The sequence below is a fragment of the Streptomyces sp. NBC_00086 genome (assembly GCF_026343255.1).
In the GTDB taxonomy this organism is placed as follows: domain Bacteria; phylum Actinomycetota; class Actinomycetes; order Streptomycetales; family Streptomycetaceae; genus Streptomyces.
On record NZ_JAPELZ010000001.1, the window covers coordinates 4,699,710 to 4,719,468 of the forward strand.

General features: G+C 71.4%; 24 protein-coding genes. 12 read left to right on the forward strand and 12 right to left on the reverse strand.

Features of this window, described 5'->3' with window-relative positions; all coding sequences use genetic code 11:
• Window positions 1-55: 55 nt before the first annotated feature.
• From OG276_RS21170 to OG276_RS21180, 3 genes are read right to left on the reverse strand one after another with little or no spacing between them, the layout of a single operon-like run.
• The gene (locus OG276_RS21170) at window positions 56-772 is read right to left on the reverse strand and encodes an ABC transporter ATP-binding protein (protein ID WP_266907775.1); all 717 of its coding nucleotides are present in this window, start codon (window positions 770-772) and stop codon (window positions 56-58) included.
• Window positions 769-1,965 carry a peptidoglycan-binding protein gene (locus OG276_RS21175; protein WP_266907777.1) on the reverse strand — a complete coding sequence of 399 codons (1,197 nt, stop codon included), beginning with the start codon at window positions 1,963-1,965 and terminating at the stop codon, window positions 769-771. The genes OG276_RS21170 and OG276_RS21175 overlap by 4 nt, the downstream gene beginning before the upstream one ends.
• Entirely contained in the window at window positions 1,962-2,456 is a 495-nt protein-coding gene (locus tag OG276_RS21180; RefSeq protein ID WP_266907779.1) for a hypothetical protein, read from the reverse strand. The genes OG276_RS21175 and OG276_RS21180 overlap by 4 nt, the downstream gene beginning before the upstream one ends.
• 89 nt (window positions 2,457-2,545) lie before the next feature.
• Between OG276_RS21180 and OG276_RS21185 the strand changes: the two genes are divergently transcribed.
• Genes OG276_RS21185 through OG276_RS21195 form a run of 3 tightly spaced genes read left to right on the forward strand, consistent with a single transcriptional unit; the run spans window position 2,546 to window position 5,384 of the window.
• Entirely contained in the window at window positions 2,546-3,211 is a 666-nt protein-coding gene (locus OG276_RS21185; RefSeq protein ID WP_266907781.1) for a response regulator transcription factor, read from the forward strand.
• Complete coding sequence (locus tag OG276_RS21190) at window positions 3,208-4,452, forward strand: HAMP domain-containing sensor histidine kinase (protein ID WP_266907783.1); 1,245 nt, start codon at window positions 3,208-3,210, stop codon at window positions 4,450-4,452. The genes OG276_RS21185 and OG276_RS21190 overlap by 4 nt, the downstream gene beginning before the upstream one ends.
• Before the next feature lie 41 nt (window positions 4,453-4,493).
• Complete coding sequence (locus OG276_RS21195) at window positions 4,494-5,384, forward strand: hypothetical protein (RefSeq protein ID WP_266907785.1); 891 nt, start codon at window positions 4,494-4,496, stop codon at window positions 5,382-5,384.
• Here OG276_RS21195 and OG276_RS21200 read toward each other — a convergent pair.
• The 4 genes from OG276_RS21200 to OG276_RS21215 form a co-directional block, all read right to left on the reverse strand.
• Window positions 5,356-6,054 carry a hypothetical protein gene (locus OG276_RS21200; protein ID WP_266907787.1) on the reverse strand — a complete coding sequence of 233 codons (699 nt, stop codon included), beginning with the start codon at window positions 6,052-6,054 and terminating at the stop codon, window positions 5,356-5,358. The genes OG276_RS21195 and OG276_RS21200 overlap by 29 nt on opposite strands.
• A 71-nt stretch (window positions 6,055-6,125) precedes the next feature.
• Window positions 6,126-6,377 carry a hypothetical protein gene (locus OG276_RS21205; protein ID WP_266907789.1) on the reverse strand — a complete coding sequence of 84 codons (252 nt, stop codon included), beginning with the start codon at window positions 6,375-6,377 and terminating at the stop codon, window positions 6,126-6,128.
• Window positions 6,378-6,410: 33 nt separating this feature from the next.
• The gene (locus OG276_RS21210; protein WP_266907791.1) at window positions 6,411-6,803 is read right to left on the reverse strand and encodes a type II toxin-antitoxin system VapC family toxin; all 393 of its coding nucleotides are present in this window, start codon (window positions 6,801-6,803) and stop codon (window positions 6,411-6,413) included.
• Window positions 6,800-7,072 carry a hypothetical protein gene (locus OG276_RS21215; RefSeq protein WP_266907793.1) on the reverse strand — a complete coding sequence of 91 codons (273 nt, stop codon included), beginning with the start codon at window positions 7,070-7,072 and terminating at the stop codon, window positions 6,800-6,802. Before OG276_RS21215 ends, OG276_RS21210 begins: the two co-directional genes overlap by 4 nt.
• Window positions 7,073-7,238: 166 nt before the next feature.
• Here OG276_RS21215 and OG276_RS21220 point away from each other — a divergent pair, with 166 nt between their 5' ends.
• From OG276_RS21220 to OG276_RS21245, 6 genes are all read left to right on the forward strand, one after another.
• A complete protein-coding gene (locus OG276_RS21220) occupies window positions 7,239-8,186 on the forward strand; it encodes an LLM class F420-dependent oxidoreductase (RefSeq protein WP_266907795.1) in 948 nt (315 codons plus the stop codon).
• Window positions 8,187-8,203: 17 nt separating this feature from the next.
• Entirely contained in the window at window positions 8,204-8,989 is a 786-nt protein-coding gene (locus OG276_RS21225; RefSeq protein WP_266907797.1) for an SDR family NAD(P)-dependent oxidoreductase, read from the forward strand.
• Between the two features lie 115 nt (window positions 8,990-9,104).
• Entirely contained in the window at window positions 9,105-10,226 is a 1,122-nt protein-coding gene (locus OG276_RS21230; protein WP_266907799.1) for an LLM class flavin-dependent oxidoreductase, read from the forward strand.
• A gap of 363 nt (window positions 10,227-10,589) precedes the next feature.
• Entirely contained in the window at window positions 10,590-12,329 is a 1,740-nt protein-coding gene (locus OG276_RS21235; RefSeq protein WP_266907801.1) for an amidohydrolase family protein, read from the forward strand.
• Window positions 12,326-13,804, forward strand: a complete 1,479-nt coding sequence (locus OG276_RS21240; protein ID WP_266907803.1) for an aldehyde dehydrogenase family protein — start codon at window positions 12,326-12,328, stop codon at window positions 13,802-13,804. The genes OG276_RS21235 and OG276_RS21240 overlap by 4 nt, the downstream gene beginning before the upstream one ends.
• A 231-nt stretch (window positions 13,805-14,035) precedes the next feature.
• Window positions 14,036-15,616 (forward strand): APC family permease, encoded by a 1,581-nt coding sequence (locus OG276_RS21245; RefSeq protein ID WP_266907805.1) that lies wholly within the window; start codon window positions 14,036-14,038, stop codon window positions 15,614-15,616.
• 43 nt (window positions 15,617-15,659) lie between these two features.
• On the opposite strand, the gene OG276_RS21250 is transcribed toward OG276_RS21245, so the two are convergent.
• Window positions 15,660-15,848, reverse strand: a complete 189-nt coding sequence (locus tag OG276_RS21250; RefSeq protein WP_266907807.1) for a hypothetical protein — start codon at window positions 15,846-15,848, stop codon at window positions 15,660-15,662.
• Here OG276_RS21250 and OG276_RS21255 point away from each other — a divergent pair.
• The gene (locus OG276_RS21255; RefSeq protein WP_266907809.1) at window positions 15,847-16,143 is read left to right on the forward strand and encodes a hypothetical protein; all 297 of its coding nucleotides are present in this window, start codon (window positions 15,847-15,849) and stop codon (window positions 16,141-16,143) included. The two genes, OG276_RS21250 and OG276_RS21255, sit on opposite strands and share 2 nt — an antisense overlap.
• Window positions 16,144-16,170: 27 nt before the next feature.
• Here OG276_RS21255 and OG276_RS21260 read toward each other — a convergent pair whose 3' ends face one another.
• Together OG276_RS21260 and OG276_RS21265 are read right to left on the reverse strand one after the other, a co-directional pair.
• Window positions 16,171-16,674, reverse strand: coding sequence for a nitroreductase/quinone reductase family protein (locus OG276_RS21260; RefSeq protein ID WP_266907811.1), 504 nt, complete (start codon window positions 16,672-16,674; stop codon window positions 16,171-16,173).
• A complete protein-coding gene (locus OG276_RS21265; RefSeq protein WP_266907813.1) occupies window positions 16,671-17,297 on the reverse strand; it encodes an NAD(P)-dependent oxidoreductase in 627 nt (208 codons plus the stop codon). Before OG276_RS21265 ends, OG276_RS21260 begins: the two co-directional genes overlap by 4 nt.
• A gap of 59 nt (window positions 17,298-17,356) precedes the next feature.
• Between OG276_RS21265 and OG276_RS21270 the strand changes: the two genes are divergently transcribed.
• Window positions 17,357-17,803 (forward strand): helix-turn-helix domain-containing protein, encoded by a 447-nt coding sequence (locus tag OG276_RS21270; protein ID WP_266907815.1) that lies wholly within the window; start codon window positions 17,357-17,359, stop codon window positions 17,801-17,803.
• A gap of 43 nt (window positions 17,804-17,846) precedes the next feature.
• Window positions 17,847-18,641 (forward strand): DUF4239 domain-containing protein, encoded by a 795-nt coding sequence (locus tag OG276_RS21275; protein ID WP_266907817.1) that lies wholly within the window; start codon window positions 17,847-17,849, stop codon window positions 18,639-18,641.
• Here the strand turns inward: OG276_RS21275 and OG276_RS21280 are convergent.
• Entirely contained in the window at window positions 18,638-19,138 is a 501-nt protein-coding gene (locus OG276_RS21280; RefSeq protein WP_266907819.1) for a GNAT family N-acetyltransferase, read from the reverse strand. The genes OG276_RS21275 and OG276_RS21280 overlap by 4 nt on opposite strands.
• A gap of 212 nt (window positions 19,139-19,350) precedes the next feature.
• On the reverse strand, window positions 19,351-19,749 hold the full coding sequence (locus tag OG276_RS21285; protein WP_266907821.1) for a VOC family protein: 399 nt from the start codon (window positions 19,747-19,749) through the stop codon (window positions 19,351-19,353).
• Window positions 19,750-19,759 lie beyond the last annotated feature (10 nt).

A 19,759-nucleotide genomic window follows, 5' to 3' on the forward strand; every position in this document is an offset into this window, starting at 1 on the left:
CTCTCGGCCGCGCGGGCCTTCTTCTCCGCCGCGCGGGACTTCGTACGGGCACCCACTACGCGCCCACCCCCAGCGCGCTCGCGTCCGCGTTCCACACGTCCGCCACGATCTCGCCGTCGCGGATGCGGACCTGCCGGGGCAGGCTCGCCGCGATCTCGTTGTCGTGGGTGATCACGGCGATGGTGGCCCCGTCCTGGTTGAGCTCGTGCAGCAGTTCCATCACCGATTCGCCGGACGCCGTGTCCAGGGCGCCCGTCGGTTCGTCGGCGAGCAGCAGGTCCGGTTCGCCCGCCACCGCGCGGGCGATCGCCACGCGCTGCTTCTGGCCGCCGGACAGTTCGTGCGGCCGGTGGTCCATGCGGTCGCCGAGGCCGACGCGCTCCAGGGCGCGTTCCGCCCGCCGTCCGCGTTCGGCGCGGGACAGGCCGGAGTACAGCAGTCCCTCGGCGACGTTGGCCCGGGCGCTGATGCCCGGTACCAGGTGGAAGGACTGGAACACGAAGCCGACGTGGCGGGAGCGCAGCGCCGACAGGGAGCGGTCGGAGAGGGTCGCGATGTCGTACCCGGCGATGGCGACGCGGCCGGCGGTCGGCCGGTCGAGGGTTCCGACGATGTGCAGGAGCGTGGACTTTCCCGAGCCCGACGGTCCTACGATGGCGAGGAGTTCGCCGTTCAGGACGGTGAGGTCGACTCCGCGCAGGGCCGCGACCCCGCCGGGGTACTCCTTGGTGACTCCGGTCAGTTCGACGACCGCGTGGGCGTGTGTGTTCATGACGCGGGGACTCCGACGAGCATGCCCTCCTTGAGGGCGTCCCCCTTCACCTCCACCCGGCCCTGGCCGAACATGCCGAGCTCGACCTTGACCTCGCGGACCTTGCCGTCCTCGACGACCTGGACTCCGAAGCCGCCCTCGGCGAGGGCGAGGAGCGAGTTGACCGGTACGGAGAGCACCCCCTTGCGGACCTCGCCCGTCAGGCTCACCGAGACCGGGGACTGGTCGGGGCCGGTGGCCTCGGAGGGGTTGTCGAGGGCGATCTCGACGTCGACCTTCGGCTTCTTGTCCCCGCCGCCCCCGCCCCCGCCGCCCGAGGACGGGTCGTCGCCGTTGGCGGTGGCACCGACCGAGCTGATCTTTCCCTTGCCGGTGCCTCCGCCGGGCAGGCTCACGGTCACCGGGTCACCGGTCTTGACCTTGCCCGCCTTGGCCACGTCCAGCTGCAGGCGGACCATCCGCTCGGTGCCGGTCACGGTCATGACGGGCTTGCCGGAGGCGGCCTCGTCGCCGACGGCCATGTCGTTCTTCTGGATCCGCTGGGGTCCGGAGGCGAAGGCGATGTCGCCCTTGCCGACCTCGCCCGTCTCCTTCACCTTGTGGGACTTCTGCCAGCGCTTGACGGCGGTGGCCGTCCCGGCGGTGAAGGTGCCGTCCGTGGTGTCCAGGCCGGTGCCGAACCCGAGGGCCTGGAGGTTCTGCTTGAGCTGTTTGACGTCCTCGCCCTTGTCCCCGGACTTCAGGGGCCGGTACATGGGGGTGGTGCCGTACATCAGGCGCACCGGCTTGCCGTTGACCTCGTAGAGCTTGCCGTCCCGCTCCACGGAGGAGCCGGCGGGTGCCACCCACGTCAGGGTCGCGGAGCCGGAGCCGGAGCCGGACCCCGACCCGGAGCCCGCCCCCGCCCCGCCCGCGCCGGGGGCTCCGCCGACACCGCCCGTCCCGCCGGGCGCGTCCGCACCCACCGCGTTGAGCTTGCGTTCCTTCGCGAAGCCGAGCGTTCCGTCGGCCTTGATCCCGGAGCTGAGGTCGCTGCGCTTGACCGGAGAGGTCGCGCCCGGCAGTCCGTCCGAGCGGTCCTGCTTCGAGTCGCTGGGGCCGGTCCCCGGCTGGGCCACGACCGCGTACCCGCCGCCGGTGACGGCGAGCACGACGACCAGCGAGCCCAGGACCCACTTCGCGCGCTTGCTCACTTGTCCGCGCTGCACTTGTTGAGTTGGTCCATGAACTTGTCCTTGTCGACGCCGTCGGGGACCGAGAAGCCCGTGCGCGCGTTCCCGTTGAACTCCGGGTCCGGCATGTCGAAGCCGTTGTCCCGCATGCACTTGGCCTGGGCGAGGGCCTTGTCCTTCTCGGCCTGCGGTATCTCGCCGCCGGCGCCGGGGCCCGTCATCCCGCACTTCTCCATGGCCTTCTTCATCGCCTCCTGGTCCGCGCCCGCACCCACCGTCATGCCGCGCGGGTCCTCGCCGGGCTTCGGGTCGGGAGCGTCCACGCCGTTGTCGCGCAGGCACTTGCGCATCTTGAGGGCGTTGTCGGCGTCCGTGCCGCCGCTGGATCCGCCGGACTGAGAGGAGCCGTCCTGCTTCTTGTCCGATCCGCCGGTGCCGCCCCCGCACGCGGTGACGAAGAGGGTCAGGCCGGTGAGGAGGGCGGCCGCGGTCATGGTCGTAGATCGCTTCATGGGCCCGAGCGTGCGTGAGGAGGGGGTTTCGCTTCTCTAAACCCCCGCGCTTATGACGAGGAAATGTCCCCCTCCGGTAAAGAGGGAGGATGCGAGTTCTGGTGGTGGAGGACGAGGAGTTCCTGCGGGAGATGATCGCCGAGGGGCTGCGCGGTGACGCGCTGGCCGTCGACGAGGCGAGCGACGGCCTGGAGGCCCTGAACCGCCTGCGCCTGGGCGCGTACGACGTCCTGATCCTCGACCGCGACCTGCCCGGCCTGCACGGGGACGAGGTCTGCCGCCAGGTGGTGCGCGAGCGGCTGCTGACCCGCGTCCTGATGCTGACGGCCTCCGGGACCGTACGCGACCGGGTGGAGGGCCTCGGCCTCGGCGCCGACGACTACCTCACCAAGCCCTTCGCCTACGACGAGCTGCTCGCCCGCGTCCTGGCGCTCGGGCGGCGCGCCCAGCCGGCCCTGCCGCCGGTGCTGGAGCGGGCGGGGGTGGCCGTGGACGTGGCGCGGCGCACCGCCACCCGCGAGGGGCGCAGGCTGGCGCTCTCGCGCAAGGAGTTCGCCGTGCTGGAGTCGCTGCTGCGCGCCGAGGGCGCGGTCCTCAGCAGCGACGACCTGATCGAGCAGGTGTGGGAGGAGGACACCTCGTACAGCACCAACGCGGTACGGGTGACCCTGAGCAAGCTGCGCGCCAAGCTGGGGGAGCCGCCGCTGATCGAGACCGTCCCCGGCGCCGGATACCGGATCGGTGATCCACGATGAGAGCAGTGCTCCACTCCGAGCGCGCCCGTCTCACCACCCTCTACGGCTCCCTGCTGCTCCTCGCGGGCGGCGGCCTCATCGCACTGATCAACATCCTGCTCCGCAACGGTCTCTACAGCCGCATCAGCGGGGCCGTCACCACCACCGTCCCGGCCTTCGAGGGCACCCCGCCGCCCGCTGTCCCGGGCCAGCGCGTGCCGGTCCCCGCCGAGAAGCTCGACCCCGGAGCCACCCCACTCCCCGAGCAGGTCGCCCAGTGGCAGGCCACCAAGAACCTGACCAGCGCCGTCGAGCAGGCCACCCTCCACGAGCTCCTGATCGTCTCCCTCGTCGCCCTCGCCGTCTTCGCCGTCCTGTCCATCTGGCCGGCCTGGTGGATGGCCGGCCGCGTCCTGCGCCCCGTCGGCGTGATCACCGAGACGGCCCGGCGCCTGTCCGCCGCCAACCTCCACGAGCGGATCGGCCTCCAGGCCCCGCCCGGCGAACTCAAACGGCTGGCGGACACCTTTGACGGGATGCTCGACCGGATGGAGGACATGGTCGGGGCGCAGCGCCGGTTCGCCGCGAACGCCGCCCACGAGCTGCGCACCCCGCTCGCCGTCCAGCGGGCGGCCGCCGAGATCGGGCTGGCGGGGGAGCCGTCGCCGCAGAAGGTGGCCCGGATCCGCTCCAAGCTCATCGAGGTCGCGGACTCCAGCCAGCACCTCGTCGAGTCGCTGCTCCTGCTCGCCGTCTCGGAGGAGGGACTGGAGGCGACGGAACCGGTGGACCTGGCGGACCTCGCGGAGGCGGAGCTCGCGGGGATCGAGGGGACGGTCCCTCAGGACATGGCGGTCGTACGGGACCTGGGGCCGCTGACCGTCGCGGGCGACCGGACCCTGCTGGGCCACCTCGTACGGAACCTGCTGGTCAATGCCGTACGTCACAACCGCGCGGGCGGCCGTCTGGAGGTGACGACCTCCCGGGAGGGGGTGCTGACGGTCTCCAACACCGGCCCGGTGATCGAGCCGGGGGACGTGCCGCGGCTGCTGGAGCCCTTCCGGCGGCGGGCGGAACGGCAGCATACGGCGGGCGAGGGCGCCGGGTTGGGGCTCTCGATCGTCGCGTCGATCGCGCGGGCGCACGGTGCGGAACTGACGGCGCGGGCCAATCCGGCGCCGGGCGGTGGGCTGATGGTCCGGGTCTGGTTCCCCGCCGAGCCGCCGGTGGCGCGACCCGCCGAGGAAACGCCGGGAGCTTGACCGGGCAACAAAATGAAGATCGGCTGTGTACGGTCGGGTCAATGAGCAAGCACGCCCGAGCCGGCTCCCGCGCGTCCCGTCCGTCCCGCACCCCCGGGGCGTCCCGCCCGACCCGGCGCATCCGCGCCGGTGGTGCGCGGCGCGCCGGCGGTGCCTCGCGCGGTTCCCGGCGTGCCCGCAGCTCGCGCCCGCTCGCCTTCGCGGCCGCCCTGGGACTGCTCGGCTTCGGCGTGGGCTGGGCGTACCTGGCCCAGGACCCGCCGGCCAACGCGGCGGCCCTGGCAGCCGCCGACGCCCGGCCGCCGGCCGAGAACCGGGCCGCGCGGGCCGCCGAGCGCGACCCCTTCCAGGGCCTGCCCGAGGTCAGCGAGCGGACCCGGGCGAAGATCCCCGCGGACGCCCGCCAGCTCATCCTGGTCACCGGCAAGGCCAGGGGCTCCTCGGAGTCCACCGCGGCCCTGTACACGCGCCCGGCGGCCGGCGCCGACTGGCTGAAGAGCGACAGCTGGCCCGCGCGCAACGGAGCCAAGGGCTGGTCCACGGAGCGTACGTACGGGGACCTGACCTCCCCCGAGGGCGTGTTCGCGCTGACCGACGCGGGCGGTCTGCTGGCGAAGCCGCAGGGCACGAAGTTCCCGTACGACCAGGACGCCTCCTTCGTGGCGACGGGCCGCGGGGTCAACGGCGAGTCGCTGCTCGGCTCCTTCGACTACGTCGTCGCCATCGACTTCAACCGCAAGAAGGGGGTGAGCCCCCTCGACCCGACGAAGCCGGAGGGCGAGGAGAAGGGCGGCAACATCTGGCTCCACGTGGACCACGACGGCCCCTCGCAGGGCTGCGTGGGCATCCCGAAGGCCGCGATGAAGCAGGTCCTGGAGACCCTCGACCCGGCGGCGAAGCCGGTCATCGTGATGGGGCCGAAGGGCTTCTGACGGGCTCGCCCGCAGCAGGCTCCTCGCCCGCAGCAGGCACCGCGCCCGCCGCCGTCTTCCCGCCCGCAGCCGGGTCGCGGGCCAGCAGGGCGATGTAGGCCAGGTCGAACACGGTGCACAGCAGCCCCAGCCCGAGGATGAACGGGGCGTCCTCGATGACTCCGAAGAGGATGGTCGGCGCGAGCGTGCCGAGCCATTTGGCGACGGCCATCACCAGTGACTGCCCGTGCCGGCCGCCGCGGCTCGCGTAGAGGGCGATGAACAGCCCGGACATCAGCAGGTTCTGCAGGAACGCGGAGTAGCGGCTCGCGTCGTGGTGGCCGAAGTGGGCGAGGAAGAGCCACTGCACGGCGAAGGCGCTCGCGAAGAGGAGTGCGGTCCAGACGGCGAACAGCGGCCGGGTGACGAAGCCGGGCAACTCGGCCCGCCCGTAACGCAGATACGTGTACACGATGACGATGTCGGCGAGGGCCCACACCACGTTGACGATGCCCTGCGCCGAGACCCCGACGCTGAACTCCCGTACGGCGTAGGTCGACTCCCATGCGAAGTTCAGCGCGAGCGCCGCGACCGGCATCGCGTACGTCCGGTCGCGCAGCCCCACCCGGATCGCCTCGGCGTACACGAGGGTCCAGGCCAGCCCGCTGATCAGCGTCAGAAGGAGATCCACGCGCGGCACCCTAGCGGGCGGCCGGGAGCCCGGACATCCCCCAGGAGGTCACGGTCCGAGGTCCGCCTTGGTCAACGGTTCCTCGCCTCGGCCAGCCGCCGGTCCAGCTCCTCGTCGAGGTCCCGCTGCTCGGCGGCCGTGGGGCCGTAGCCGTTCCACACCTGCAATGCTGCACGGGGAGCCTGATGGGCAGGATCGGCCGGGGTCGGCAAGCTCTCGGCCAGGCGGGTCAGATAGGCGCGTAGGGACAGTCCCTCGGAAGCTGCTACAGCGGCGAGCCGGTCCTTGGCTTCCTTGGGAATGCGGATGTTCGCGTCGGACATGGTGGCACTCCTCTCCATTCAGTGGTCCCGCCGTCAGATCTTGACGACCCGGATCCGCTTCCCGCACAGCATGGACAGGTCCTCGGGGTCCGAGGTCAGCAAGGTGACGGGTCCGGGTTGGGCGAGGGCGGTCGCCGCCACGATGGCGTCCAGGGCGTACTTGTGCCCGTGCAGCCCGGCGGTGGCGAGCAGCTTGCTCGCGTGCCGCACGATGGCCTCGCCCGGCGGGACGATGTTCACGCGGGAGACCGCGTAGTCGAAGCGGGCCTGGTTCACCCGGGGGTCGCGCGCCTCGACGAGGGTGACCGAGCTGATGACCACCCGGATGTCCTCAGCTTCCGCAGCCGTGAGCCACTCCAGCAGGCCGGGGTCTTGCCGTACGAGTCGGGAGAGGCCTTCGCAGTCCAGGACGAGGGTCCCGCTCATGCGGCGTCCGACGAGGCTGCCGTCTCGCCGCGCAAGATCGCTCGCTTCTCGTCGACCGCCGTGGGATCGGCCGGGCCGTTCACGGATTCGGAGTCCTCGATCAGCTCTCGGAGTCGATCACGCTCCAGCTGTCGCTGAACCAGCGTTTCGATGTACGCGGACATGCCGCGCTTGCCGGTGCGCGCCTTGAGTGCCGCGATCGTCCCCTCGTGAAGCGAGACGGAGACGGGCCGGGTGGGACCTTCGCCGGGTGCGGGCTGGTCAGTCATGAAGCCATCGTAACAAAACTCATGTTATTTGGCGTGGGGTGCCGCGCCGGGGCCTGGTCGCCGCTTCGGGTGGCGTCGACCCCTTGCCTGACGACCCGTCAGCTACGACGATGGCCCCCGCACCGGTATGACGAATCGGCAGTCGAGGACGAGGCGGGTACGGCCCATGGCGCGCGTGTTTCCGGAAGGTCGGCTGGTCTACGGGATGCAGCTCCCGATCCAGTCGCAGAGCACCATCTACGCAGAGCCCTGGGAGGCCACGGCGGACGCGGCCGACCTCGCCGCGGTGGCCAAGGCGGCCGACCGGGCCGGCTTCGGCTACGTCGCCACCTGCGACCACGTGGCCATCCCGCGGCACATGGCCGGCCCCATGAGCACCATCTGGTACGACCCCATCGCCACCCTCTCCTTCCTGGCCGGGATCACCGAGAACGTGCGGCTGCTCAGCCACGTCGCGATCCTCGGCCTGCGCCACCCGCTGCTCAGCGCCAAGCAGTACGCCACCGTCGACCACCTCTCCGGCGGCCGGCTGATCCTCGGTGTCGGCGCGGGGCACGTGAAGGAGGAGTTCGAGGTGCTCGGCGTGGACTTCGCGCGCCGCGGGGCCGTCCTCGACGAGACCCTCGACGCGCTGCGCGCCGCCCTCGGCCCCGAGGAGTACCCGGAGTTCGAGGGCGAGCTGTTCTCCTTCAAGGACCTCGGGCAGCTGCCCCGCCCCGTCCAGTCCCGGATCCCCGTCTGGGTGGGCGGGTCCTCGCCCGCTGCCGTGCGGCGGGCCGCCGTGCGCGGCGACGGCTGGCTCCCGCAGGGCGACCCGCTCGACAAGCTCCCGGCCCAGATCGCCCGGATCAAGGAGCTCCGCGCCGAGGCCGGGATCACGGGACCCGTGGAGTTCGGCGCGATCACCGCGCCGCTGTACGTCGGCGAGCCCGGCTGGGACACCGGCCGGCGGACCCTCACCGGCAAGGCGGAGGCGCTCGCCGAGTCGCTGCGCGCGTACAAGGCGATCGGCATCGACCAGATCCAGGTCCGCTTCCGCAATCGCGACCGGGCCGAACTCATCGACCAGATCACGGCTTTCGGGTCCGAAGTGGGCCCGCTCCTCAACGACTAGCGACTTAGGGGTACGGCATGGGCAAGCTGGACGGACGCGTCGTCATCATCACCGGTGCCGCGCGCGGCCAGGGCGAGCAGGAGGCCCGGCTCTTCGCCTCCGAGGGCGCCAAGGTGCTCCTGGGCGACGTACTGGACGAGCAGGGCGCGGCGGTCGCGAAGGAGATCGGCGAGGACCGGGCCCGGTACGTACGGATGGACGTGAGCCGGGAGGAGGACTGGGCGGCCGCCATCGCGGCGGCGAAGGAGGCCTTCGGTCCGGTGAACGGCCTGGTCAACAACGCGGGCATCCTGCGCTTCAACGAGCTGACCGCGACCCCGCTGGAGGAGTTCCAGCAGGTGGTGCAGGTCAACCAGGTCGGCGCCTTCCTCGGCATCAAGTCGGTGGCCCCGGAGATCGAGGCGGCCGGCGGCGGCACGATCGTCAACACCTCCTCGTACACGGGGCTCACCGGCATGGCGTACGTGGGCACGTACGCGGCGACCAAGGCGGCGATCCTCGGCCTGACCCGGGTGGCGGCGCTGGAGCTGGCCGCGAAGAACATCCGGGTCAACGCGATGTGCCCGGGGGCCGTGGACACCGCGATGGCCACCCCCGGGAACACGAATCCGGCGGACCTGCCCCAGGAGGCCAGGGACGCCATGGCGGAGCTCTACAAGCGCGTCGTGCCGATGGGCCGGGTGGGCCAGCCCGAGGAGATAGCCAAGCTGGCGCTGTTCCTGACCAGCGAGGACTCCTCGTACATCACCGGGCAGCCGTTCGTGATCGACGGCGGCTGGATGGCGGGCGTCAGCATCGGCTGACTCCCTCCGACCACATCTGATGGAGCGTCAGGTATTGACGCTCCCGCCCCCGCGATGGAACAGTCGTGACATCGAATCTGACGCAACGTCAGAAACAGAAGGACGGTGAATCCCCTTGGAATTCGGGCTCTTTGTGCAGGGATACGTGCCTGAGGCACGGTCCAAGGTCGACCCCGAGGCAGAGCACAAGGCGCTGATCGAGGAGACCGAGTACGTCATCCAGGCGGACAAGTCCGGGTTCAAGTACGCCTGGGCCTCCGAGCACCACTTCCTGGAGGAGTACTCGCACCTGTCGGCGAACGAGGTGTTCCTCGGGTACCTCGCTCACGCCACCGAGCGCATCCACCTCGGCTCCGGCATCTTCAACCCGCTCGCCCCGGTCAACCACCCGGTCAAGGTGGCCGAGAAGGTCGCCATGCTCGACCACCTCTCCAAGGGGCGCTTCGAGTTCGGCACCGGCCGCGGCGCCGGCAGCCACGAGATCCTCGGCTTCCTCCCCGGCATCGAGAACATGGACGGGACCAAGGAGATCTGGGAGGAGACCATCGCCGAGTTCCCCAAGATGTTCCTCCAGGAGGAGTACGAGGGGTTCCAGGGCAAGCACTGGTCGCTCCCGCCGCGCAAGATCTTCCCCAAGCCGTACGGCAAGGCCCACCCGGCCATGTGGTACGCCGCCGGCTCCCCGGCCTCGTACGCCATGGCGGCCAAGAAGGGCCTCGGAGTCCTCGGCTTCAGCGTCCAGAAGGTCTCCGACATGGCCTGGGTGCTGGACCAGTACAAGACCGCGATCCAGGAGGCGAAGGCCATCGGCGCCTTCGTCAACGACAACGTCATGGTCACCTCGACCGCGATCTGCGCCGAGACCCACGACAAGGCCGTCGAGATCGCCGTCAACGCCAACATGAACCGCTTCCAGTCGCTGGTCTTCCGCTACCACGACACCTTCCCGCGCCCCGAGATGATCCCCGAGTGGCCCGAGATCCTCCCCGAGTACAACGCGGAGATCATCGAGCTGCTGATCGCCGAGGAGCTGCTCATCTGCGGCGACCCGTCCGAGGTCCGCGCGCAGTGCAAGCGCTGGGAGGAGGCCGGCGCCGACCAGCTCTCCTTCGGTCTGCCGACCGGTGTCTCGCCCGAGGACACGATGACCACCATCAAGCTCATCGGCGAGCACGTCATCCCGCACATCGACACCGACCCGGTGCACCGCACCACGCGCTTCCGCGAGGCCGTCTGACCCGGCGGGGGAACTCGGGGCGGCGTCTTCCCGGACCGCCGCCCCGGAACCGGCCCCGGCCGGAGCCATGCCGAGGCCGCGGCCGGCCCGGCGGGCTCCGGCCGGGGCCCTGGGCTGCGGCCCGGCAAGCGCGGAGCCGCTGCCGGGGACCGGCCCCCGGACCCCCGCTCCTCAAACGCCGGAGGGGCTGGACTCGCCCGCCCCCGGCGGGGCTGGGTTCTGGCTGACCGAGGCCCGCAGGTTGACCGCCGGGGGTTGGGAAAACCAGCCCCTCCGGCGTTTGAGGAGCGGGGTCTGGGGCGGAGCCCCAGGAGCGGCGCCGCCCCCTGATCGCGCACCGCAAGCGAAGGCTGAAGGGACGTCATGCTCGACCACCTGATCAAAGGCGCCACCGTCGTGGACGGGACCGGCGCCCCGGCCCGCGTGGCCGACGTAGGGATACGCGACGGCCGGATCGCCGTCATCGCCGAGCCCGGATCGGTCACGGAACCCGCGGCGAGCAGCGAGGACGCGACCGGCCTCGTCCTCACCCCCGGGTTCATCGATCCCCACACGCACTACGACGCCCAGCTCTTCTGGGACCCGTACGCGACCCCCTCCATGAACCACGGAGTGACCACCGTCGCGGGCGGCAACTGCGGATTCACCCTGGCCCCCCTCAACCCGGCCCGCCCGGAAGACGCCGACTACACCCGCCGCATGATGAGCAAGGTCGAGGGCATGGCGCTCAAGGCCCTCGAAGAGGGCGTCGACTGGACCTGGTCCACCTTCGGCGAGTACCTCGACGCGCTCGACGGCCGCATCGCCGTCAACGCCGGCTTCATGGTCGGCCACTGCGCGCTGCGCCGGCACGTCATGGGCGAGGACGCCGTCGGCGGTCAGCCCACCGAAGAGCAGATGCAGGCGATGCTCGACCTGTTCCACGACGCCATGAACGCCGGCGCCTGGGGCCTGTCGACCACCCAGTCCTCCACCCACTCCGACGGCTCCGGCGCCCCCGTCGCCTCCCGGCACGCCAAGCCCGAGGAGCTCCTCGCCCTGTCCCGCGCGGTCTCCGAGCACGAGGGCACCCAGCTCGAAGCGATCGTCGCGGGCTGCCTCGACCAGTTCGCCGACGAGGAGATCGACCTCTTCGTCGAGATGAGCGCGGCCGCCGGACGGCCCCTGAACTGGAACGTGCTCACCATCGACGCCTCCGTCCCCGAGCGCGTGCCGCGCCAGCTGATCCCCAGCGAGCGCGCCCGCAAGGCCGGCGGCCGCATCGTCGCGCTGACGATGCCGATCCTGACCCCCATGAACATGTCGCTCGGCACCTTCTGCGCCCTCAACCTCATCCCCGGCTGGGGCGAGATCCTGGGCCTGCCCGTCCCCGAGCGCATCGCGAAGCTGCGCGACGCGGACGTGCGCGCCGAGATGCTGGTCCGCGCGGCCAGCAAGGAGGCCGGGGTCTTCCGGCGGCTGGCCAACTTCGGCCGCTACGTCATCGGCGACACCTACAGCGAGGCGAACGAGGGCCTGTCCGGCCGCGTCGTCAACGACATCGCGGCCGAACGCGGCCAGGACGCCTTCCAGTGCCTGGTGGAGATCTGCGCCAACGACGACCTGCGTACGGTGCTCTGGCCCATGCCGACCGACAACGACCCGGCGAGCTGGGCGCTGCGCGCCGAGACCTGGCAGCACGAGGACGTCATGCTCGGCGGCTCCGACGCCGGCGCCCACCTGGACCGCATGTGCGGAGCCCCGTACACGACCCGCTTCCTCGGGGACTGCCTGCGCGGCCGCAAGCTGGTGCCGCTGGAGCAGGCGGTACGGATGCTCACCGACGACCCGGCCCAGCTGTTCGGCCTGCGCGAGCGCGGCCGGATCACCGAGGGCTTCCACGCGGACCTGGTGCTCTTCGACCCGGAGCGGATCGAGGCGGGACCCGCGACGCTCGTGCACGACCTGCCCGGGGACAGCCCGCGGCTGGACGCGCGGGCGATCGGCATGGTGTCCGTACGAGTCAACGGCGTGGAGACCATCCGCGACGACGAGGTGACGGGGGCGATCCCGGGGATCGTGCTCCGTTCGGGCCGGGACACGAGGACGGTGAGCACCAAGTGAGCAGCGCTACGGACGCCCCGCAGAAGCTCTACATCGGCGGCGAGTGGGTAGAGCCGTCCGGCGGGCACTACGCGGTGGTCAACCCGGCCGACGAATCCGTCGTCGGCCTGGCCCCCGAGGCCTCGCGCGGCCAGGTCGAGGACGCGGCGCGCGCCGCGGCCGCGGCCTTCGAGGGCTGGTCGCGGACGAAGCCGGAGGAGCGGGCCGCGATCCTGGACCGGGCCGCGGACATCATCCAGCGCGAGTACGAGCCCTGGGCGGCGCTCGCCCAGGCCGAGACGGGCGCCCCCACCGGGATCGCGCGCGGCATGCAGGTCGGGGTGGGCGTGGCCCGCTTCCGCCGGTACGCGAAGGGCGCGCTGGAACCGGTCGAGCGCGGGCTGCCGCCGCAGGTCACCGAGGCGGGCCCGATGGGTGCGGCGAGCATCATCGGCGCCCTGGAGGTGCGCCAGCCGGTCGGGGTCGTCACCTGCATCACCTCGTACAACAACCCGTGGGCCAATCCGGCGGGCAAGGTGGCCCCGGCGCTGGCCATGGGCAACACGGTCGTGGTCAAGCCGGCCCCGCAGGATCCGCTGTCGGTGTTCCGGATGGCCGAGGCCCTGCACGAGGCCGGGGTCCCGGCGGGCGTGGTGAACGTGGTCTCCGGCACCTCGGTGGAGGTCGGCGAGGCGGCCGTGGACTCCCCGGACGTGGACATGGTGTCCTTCACCGGCTCCACGGGCGTCGGGCAGCGCATCGCCGAGGTCTGCGGCCGCACGATGAAGCGGCAGCTGATGGAGCTGGGCGGCAAGGGGGCGGCGATCGTCCTCGCGGACGCCGACCTGGACGCGGCGGTGATGGGGATCGGCACCACCTTCTCCTTCTACTCCGGGCAGATCTGCACGGCTCCGACCCGGGTGATCGTCCACCGGTCGGTGTACGAGCAGCTGGTGGAGAAGCTGCAGGGCTACCTGGCCTTCATGAAGGTCGGGGATCCGGCGGTGCGCGGCACGGTGGTGGGCCCGGTCATCTCGGCGGCGCACCGGGACCGCGTGGAGTCGTACATCGAGCTGGGCAAGAAGGAGGGTGCCCGGGTCGCCTTCGGCGGCGAGCGCCCGGTGGTGGGTACGGAGGGCAAGGGTTTCTACGTGGCCCCGACGCTGCTCGTCGACTGCACGAACGACATGCGCGTGGTCCGCGAGGAGATCTTCGGGCCGGTCGTGGTGGTGGTCCCCTTCGACGGGGATGAGGACGAGGCGGTGGCGCTGGCCAACGACAGCGACTTCGGCCTGATCAGCTACGTGTGGTCCGCGGACGCGGCGCGCGCGTTCCGGGTGGCGCGGCGGCTGCGGGCGGGCGGGGTCGGTGTGAACACCATCGGGCGGAACATGGAGGCGCCGTTCGGCGGCTTCAAGCGGTCCGGTGTGGGGCGGGACGTGGGCTCGTACGCACTGCACGCCTACAGCGAGATGCAGTCGATCGTCTGGGCTTGACCAAAAGTTGACCTGGAAAGTTTGAAACCGGCCAAAACGGACAGTGCTGCGGTTTCCGCATAGTGAAATTAAAGGTCCAGGCCTGCCGAAACGATGATCGGCGGGCCTGTGAACCTTGTATTACATCCTCGTGAAGACTCCAACTCTCAGGATTCCAAGGACTTTGGACGCGTGTGGATCCGGACTTCAGTCCTCCAGATGTGGAAAACGCAGCGTCTAACGTCCTGACGTATGACACAGCTGGACGTCCGGCCCCAGGCCGGAGACACGGTAGGCGGAGCCACCCCCCAGGGTGGCTCCGATGGTGACGTGCGCGGCAAGGGCCTCGGCAAGGGCTCCGTCGGCCTCGTGGGAAGCGCCGTCATCGGCATCTCCACCGTCGCCCCGGTCTACTGCCTGACCTCGACCCTCGGCTCCACCGCCGGTGAAGTCGGGATGCAGATGCCGGCGATCTTCCTGGCCGGGTTCCTCCCGATGCTGCTGGTCGCCTTCGCGTACCGCGAGCTCAACAAGGCCATGCCGGACTGCGGCACCTCCTTCACCTGGACCGTGAAGGCCTTCGGCCCGCGGATCGGCTGGATGTGCGGCTGGGGCCTGGTGATCGCCACGATCATCGTGCTCTCCAACCTGGCCGGCGTCGCCACCTCCTACTTCTGGCTGCTGGCCGGCGAGGTCACGGGCAACGATGCGATCGCCGCCCTGGACGACAACAAGCTCGTCCACATCGTCACCTGCCTCACCCTCATCGCCGCCGCGACCGCCATCAGCTACCGCGGCATGACGGCCACCAAGGGCGTCCAGTACGCGCTCGTCGGCCTCCAGCTCGCCGTCCTCGCCATCTTCGTGGCGATGGCCTTCCAGAAGGCCTCGGCGGGCACCTTCGACACCGGCCTGGACTTCTCCTGGTCCTGGATGAACCCCTTCGCGGTCGAGTCCATGGCGGCCTTCACCGCCGGACTCTCGCTCTCGATCTTCATGTACTGGGGCTGGGACGCCTGCCTGGCCACCAACGAGGAGACCACCGGCTCCACCAAGACCCCCGGCCGCGCCTCGCTCATCGCGATGGTCGTCCTCGTCGGCTCGTACCTGGCCACCGGCATCGCCGCCCAGATGGCCGTCGGCTCCGGCGGCGAAGGCCTCGGCCTCGCCAACGAGGAGACCTCCGGCAACGTCTTCGCCGCCCTCGCCGGCCCGGTCATGGGCCCGATGCTCGGCGTCCTGCTCTTCATCGCGGTCCTGGCCTCCGCCGCCGCCTCCCTGCAGACCACCTTCATCCCGGTGGCCCGCACGGTCCTGGCCATGTCCACGTACGAGGCGCTGCCGCCCTCCTACGCCAAGGTCCACCCGAAGTTCAAGACCCCCGGCCGCGCCACGATCATGGCGGGCGTCGCCACCGGCGTCTTCTACACGGTGATGACCCTGGTCAGCGAGAACGTCCTGACCGACACGATCTTCGCGCTCGGCCTGATGATCTGCTTCTACTACTCGCTGACGGCCTTCGCCTGCGTCTGGTACTTCCGCGGCGACCTGCGCAAGTCCGCCCGCGACCTGTTCTTCAAGGGCGTCTTCCCGGTCCTGGGCGGCGTGCTGCTGGCCTCGGTCTTCTTCAAGACCCTGTACGACGCGTGGGACCCCTCCTACGGCTCCGGCTCCACGCTCCCCGGCCTCGACGTCGGCAACGTCTTCGTCATCGGCGTCGGCCTGCTGGCCCTCGGCCTGGTCGTCATGTTCATCACCGAACGCCGCAGCCCCGCCTTCTTCCGCGGTGAGGTCCTGACGAAGTCCACCCCGTCCCTGGTGGTCGAGGACTGACCCCAGACCCCGGGGGGCCCGGCGCCCCCACCCTCCCGCTGTGTCATGCACGCCCGCGGCCCCGGATCGATCCTCCGATCCGGGGCCGCGGGCGTTGTCGGCCGAGGGTGTCCTGCTCGTCGCCGAACTCGGCGACGATCTTGAGCTTGCCGCCGAGGGCGCGTACGTAGGCGGCGAGGGCGGGTGGGGTCGGGCGGTAACTCGGGGTCGGGCGAGTCGTTGGGCCGGGCATGAACACCATCAAGCGCAGCCTCGCCGCCCTTGTCCTGTCCGGAGGAGCCGCCCTCGCCCTCTGCCCCGCCGTCGCGCACGCCGCCGACGAGCCCGCCATCCAGGGGCCCCCGATCACCCAGCGCGTCGGCGAGATCGTCGACCACCCCGGTGGCGCCGTCAAGGACGCGAAGACGGCGGTGGAGATCACCGCCTCGGCCGCCGGTTCCGCGTCGAAGGCGACCGACGCCTCCCTCGGCGGAACCGGCACCGCGCTGTCGTCCGGGCTGCCGAAGGCGCCGAAGGTGCGGGCCTGAGGGCTTGGGCGCCTGCGCGTCTGAGGTTCAGGCGGCGGTATGGGTGGCCGTACGGGTGGCCGTACGGGTGACCAGGACCAGCGGGATCTCGCGGCCGGACGTCCGGGCGGCCGCGCCCCGGTAAGCCGCGTACGAAGGCATCGCGGCCACCACCACCGGCCACAGCCGCTCCGCCTCCGCCGGGGTCGCGGGGCGGGCGAGCGCCGGGAAGCTCTCCGTGGCGACCTGGAGCGTGACGGCCGGGTCGGCGCTCAGGTTCAGGTACCAGGCCGGGTGCTGCCCGGCCCCCGCGTTGGATGCCGTGAGGACGTACGAGTCCCCATCGGCCACGTAGGCCAGCGCCGTGCGCCGCAGCACCCCGGAGCGGCGCCCCCGCGTGGTCAGCAGCAGATCGCGGATCCCGGGGCGCGGTACCCCGCCGGTCTCCTCGAAGTGGCGGATGTGGTCCGCCACCCAGGGGTTCGGGCTGTCGGTGGGGGCCGCGGGATGCGGGGTGGCGGCCGGGGTTGTTGGGGCCTGGGTCGCGGTCATGCCCCCGTCACCCCCGCGTGGGTGCGGTGCACGGTCGGGGCCAGGACCTCGTCCAGGACGGCCCGGGCGAAGTCCGCGTGCGGGATGCGGGCCCCGGCGTCGGCGGGAGCGAAGGCGTAGCCGCCACCGGGCCCCGTCCCCGCGGGGGAGAAGTCGCCGGAGGGGCTCAGCACCGCCCAGTCCAGGCCCGCCGGGGCGGCCGCCCGCAGCGCCTCGGTGCCGGCGCCGTGGCCGACGTAGAACTCCCGCCACTCCTGCGGGTAGCCCGGGGTGTCCATCAGCAGCGCCCCGGAGTCGGTGGGCAGCACGGACGCCAGCCCGACGGAGACCAGGCGCCGCACCCCGGCCCCGCCCAGCCCCGCCGCCAGCGCGCGGGCGGCCGCCGGGAAGAACTCGCCCGGGGCGGCCCCCGTGTCGTACACCGCCGCCACCGCCGCGTCGTGCCCGGCGGAGAGCCGCGCCACGTCAGCCGCCGAGGTGACGTCCCCGTCCCCGCGGCCGGCCTCGGTCACCTCGTGGCCCCGGGCCCGGGCCTCGGCTACGACTGCCCGGCCGACGCGGCCACCCGCGCCGAAGACGATGATCTTGCTCTGTCCGATCCCCTGAATCCCCTGGTTCGTCATGCCACGGACCCTAGGGGGAGGGGTGGTTACCGATCGGATACCGGCCTACCGTGTGGATCATGACCGAGAAGCAGCCGCCGTCTCCTGCACCCCTCGACCCCGAGATGTTCGACCCCGTGTGCCCCTCGCCCCTGGTGCCGTTCCGGATCGGTGACAAGTGGGCCACGCTGATCCTGCGCTGCCTCCAGGACGGCCCCCGCCGCTTCTCGGAGCTCAAGGTCCCGTTGCGCGAGATCACCGCCAAGTCCCTCACCCAGTCCCTGCGCGGGCTGGAGCGCGACGGCTTCGTGGCGCGCAGGGAGTACGAGACCCCGGCCCGCCGGGTCGAGTACGCCCTCACCCCGCTCGGCCGGGGACTGCTGGGCCCCTTGGACGCGGCGTGCGAGTGGACGCGGGAGCACTGGGACGAACTGCTCGATGCCCAGGAGGCGGGGGTGGGGGCCGCTCCGAGGGTGGTGGGGCCGGCGGGGCAGGATGGGCCGGCGCGCGGGAGCCGCTCGCGCTGATTTCTGGGCGGTCCCTCCCGACGGGGGCGTCGTTGGGCAGAACATGATCCTCTGGTTGCTCAATCACCTCAGCACGTTCTTCCTCGGCGTCCTCCTCGTCGGCGGCTTCGTCGCCCTCGCCATCGGCGGCAGCCTGGCCGCACGCCGCCGCTTCCCGCACCTCGCGGACGGCGACCACAACGAGATGGTCGGGGTGGCCCTCGGGATGTTCGGCGCGATCTACGGCATCATCCTCGCCTTCGTCGTCGTCACCCTGTGGACGCAACTGGAGAACACCCAGACCATCGTGGCGACCGAGGCCACCGATCTGGCCCTGGTCGTCCGCAGCGCGGAGGCGTTCCCGCCGGCCGAACGCGCCCGCGTGGACCGGGCGGTGGGGGACTACGTCCACGCCGTCGTCGAGATCCAGTGGCCCCTCATGCGCGAGGGCCGGCCCAGCTACGAGGCCACCGCCGACCAGACGCACGCCCTGTACACGGCGCTCCAGGCCTACGAGCCCTCCGGCCCCCGGAGCGAGACCTTCTACGCGGAGGCCGTCGGCCGCCTCAACGACGTGGCCGCACAGCGCCGGGCGCGCGTGACGATGGCCGAGACCTCACTGCCGCCGCTGCTCCAAGTGCTGGTGTACGGAGGCGCGTTCGTGATCCTCCCGCTCACCTTTCTCTTCGGGCTGCGGAGCCTGAAGATGCAGCTGCTGTTCGTCTCGGCGGTGGCGGGACTGATCGGCTTCAGCCTGCTGCTGGTGATGGCCCTCGACCGGCCCTTCGCCGGGGAACTGAGCGTGAGCGCGGCCCCGTTCAGGGAAGCGGCGCTGGCGCAGTTCTGGCCGCAGGGCTAGGGAGCGGGAGGGGTAGGAGGGGTAGGAGGCGCGGGAGGGGCGGAAGGAGCGGAGGCCGGATCGGTCAGTGACTTGAACAGGTGGACGTCCGCATGCCCGCCGGGGACGCCCGGGGTCCGACCGGTCTCGGCGTAGCCGTGGCGCTTGTAGAAGCCGGGAGCCTGAAACGTGAACGTGGAGACGGCGATGCGGTCGCAACCGCGTGTGCGTGCCTCCGTCTCCGCTGCCCGCAGGATCCTGTGGCCCCAGCCGTCCTCGCGGTTGTCGTCGCGCACCCACAGCAGGTCGATGCCGCAGAGACCGCCCCAAGTCCAGGCGGTCAGGCCGCCCACCAGTTCACCTGTTTCATCGGTGACCTTGACCGAGAACGCGCCGCGGTCGGACGCACCTGTGGCGGCCGAGTTGAAGGCGACCAGCTCCTCGGTCAGCCGGTCGTCGAGCCAGGTGTCGCGCCCGCCGGTGGTCAGGGAAGGGCCGGAATCGTGGTCGGTCGTCACGGCCGGGAAAGGGCCGGAATCGTGGTCGGTCGTCACGGCCGGGAAAGGGCCGGAATCGTGGTCGGTCGTCACGGCCGGGAAGGGCCGGAATCGTGGTCGGTCGTCACGGCCGGGAAAGGGCCGGAATCGTGGTCGGTCGTCACGGCCGGGAAAGGGCCGGAATCGTGGTCGGTCGTCACGGCGCGGAGTATGCCGGCCCGCCTGGCAGCCGCTCAGCCCCAGTCGCGGGAGGACAGTACGAGCTGGTAGCCGTCGGGGTCCGTGATGGTGACCCCGTAGGTGTCCCAGTACGGGTTGTGGGCGGGCGTACGGGTCCCGCCGTGCTCGACGAGCCGGGCCACGAGGGCCTCGTCGGGCTCCTTGCCCAGGTAGACGACGAAGAGGTCATCGGCGGTGGGGGAGGGCGCCACCGGGTTCTCGGGGTCATGAGTCAGCTCGAAGTGCCAGCCGCCCCCGAGGGGCCCGACCATCAGCAGGTCGTGCTCCCCGGAGACCCGCTCGGTGGAGCGCCACTGCACGTCGAGCCCCAGCCCTGCCACGTAGAACCGCTCGGCGGCGGCGAGATCGAGGGAGGGCCGGGCGATCCGGATGTGCACGCGTGAGTCGATCATGGGGGAGAGG

Coding starts and splice junctions, on each gene's coding strand:
- OG276_RS21220 (WP_266907795.1), top strand. CDS start 7,239: ATGGCGCGCGTGTTTCCGGAAGGTCGGCTGGTCTACGGGATGCAGCTC.
- OG276_RS21190 (WP_266907783.1), top strand. CDS start 3,208: ATGAGAGCAGTGCTCCACTCCGAGCGCGCCCGTCTCACCACCCTCTAC.
- OG276_RS21250 (WP_266907807.1), bottom strand. CDS start 15,848: ATGCCCGGCCCAACGACTCGCCCGACCCCGAGTTACCGCCCGACCCCA.
- OG276_RS21275 (WP_266907817.1), top strand. CDS start 17,847: ATGATCCTCTGGTTGCTCAATCACCTCAGCACGTTCTTCCTCGGCGTC.
- OG276_RS21285 (WP_266907821.1), bottom strand. CDS start 19,749: ATGATCGACTCACGCGTGCACATCCGGATCGCCCGGCCCTCCCTCGAT.
- OG276_RS21235 (WP_266907801.1), top strand. CDS start 10,590: ATGCTCGACCACCTGATCAAAGGCGCCACCGTCGTGGACGGGACCGGC.
- OG276_RS21245 (WP_266907805.1), top strand. CDS start 14,036: ATGACACAGCTGGACGTCCGGCCCCAGGCCGGAGACACGGTAGGCGGA.
- OG276_RS21270 (WP_266907815.1), top strand. CDS start 17,357: ATGACCGAGAAGCAGCCGCCGTCTCCTGCACCCCTCGACCCCGAGATG.
- OG276_RS21170 (WP_266907775.1), bottom strand. CDS start 772: ATGAACACACACGCCCACGCGGTCGTCGAACTGACCGGAGTCACCAAG.
- OG276_RS21180 (WP_266907779.1), bottom strand. CDS start 2,456: ATGAAGCGATCTACGACCATGACCGCGGCCGCCCTCCTCACCGGCCTG.
- OG276_RS21205 (WP_266907789.1), bottom strand. CDS start 6,377: ATGTCCGACGCGAACATCCGCATTCCCAAGGAAGCCAAGGACCGGCTC.
- OG276_RS21195 (WP_266907785.1), top strand. CDS start 4,494: ATGAGCAAGCACGCCCGAGCCGGCTCCCGCGCGTCCCGTCCGTCCCGC.
- OG276_RS21265 (WP_266907813.1), bottom strand. CDS start 17,297: ATGACGAACCAGGGGATTCAGGGGATCGGACAGAGCAAGATCATCGTC.
- OG276_RS21215 (WP_266907793.1), bottom strand. CDS start 7,072: ATGACTGACCAGCCCGCACCCGGCGAAGGTCCCACCCGGCCCGTCTCC.
- OG276_RS21255 (WP_266907809.1), top strand. CDS start 15,847: ATGAACACCATCAAGCGCAGCCTCGCCGCCCTTGTCCTGTCCGGAGGA.
- OG276_RS21225 (WP_266907797.1), top strand. CDS start 8,204: ATGGGCAAGCTGGACGGACGCGTCGTCATCATCACCGGTGCCGCGCGC.
- OG276_RS21260 (WP_266907811.1), bottom strand. CDS start 16,674: ATGACCGCGACCCAGGCCCCAACAACCCCGGCCGCCACCCCGCATCCC.
- OG276_RS21185 (WP_266907781.1), top strand. CDS start 2,546: ATGCGAGTTCTGGTGGTGGAGGACGAGGAGTTCCTGCGGGAGATGATC.
- OG276_RS21210 (WP_266907791.1), bottom strand. CDS start 6,803: ATGAGCGGGACCCTCGTCCTGGACTGCGAAGGCCTCTCCCGACTCGTA.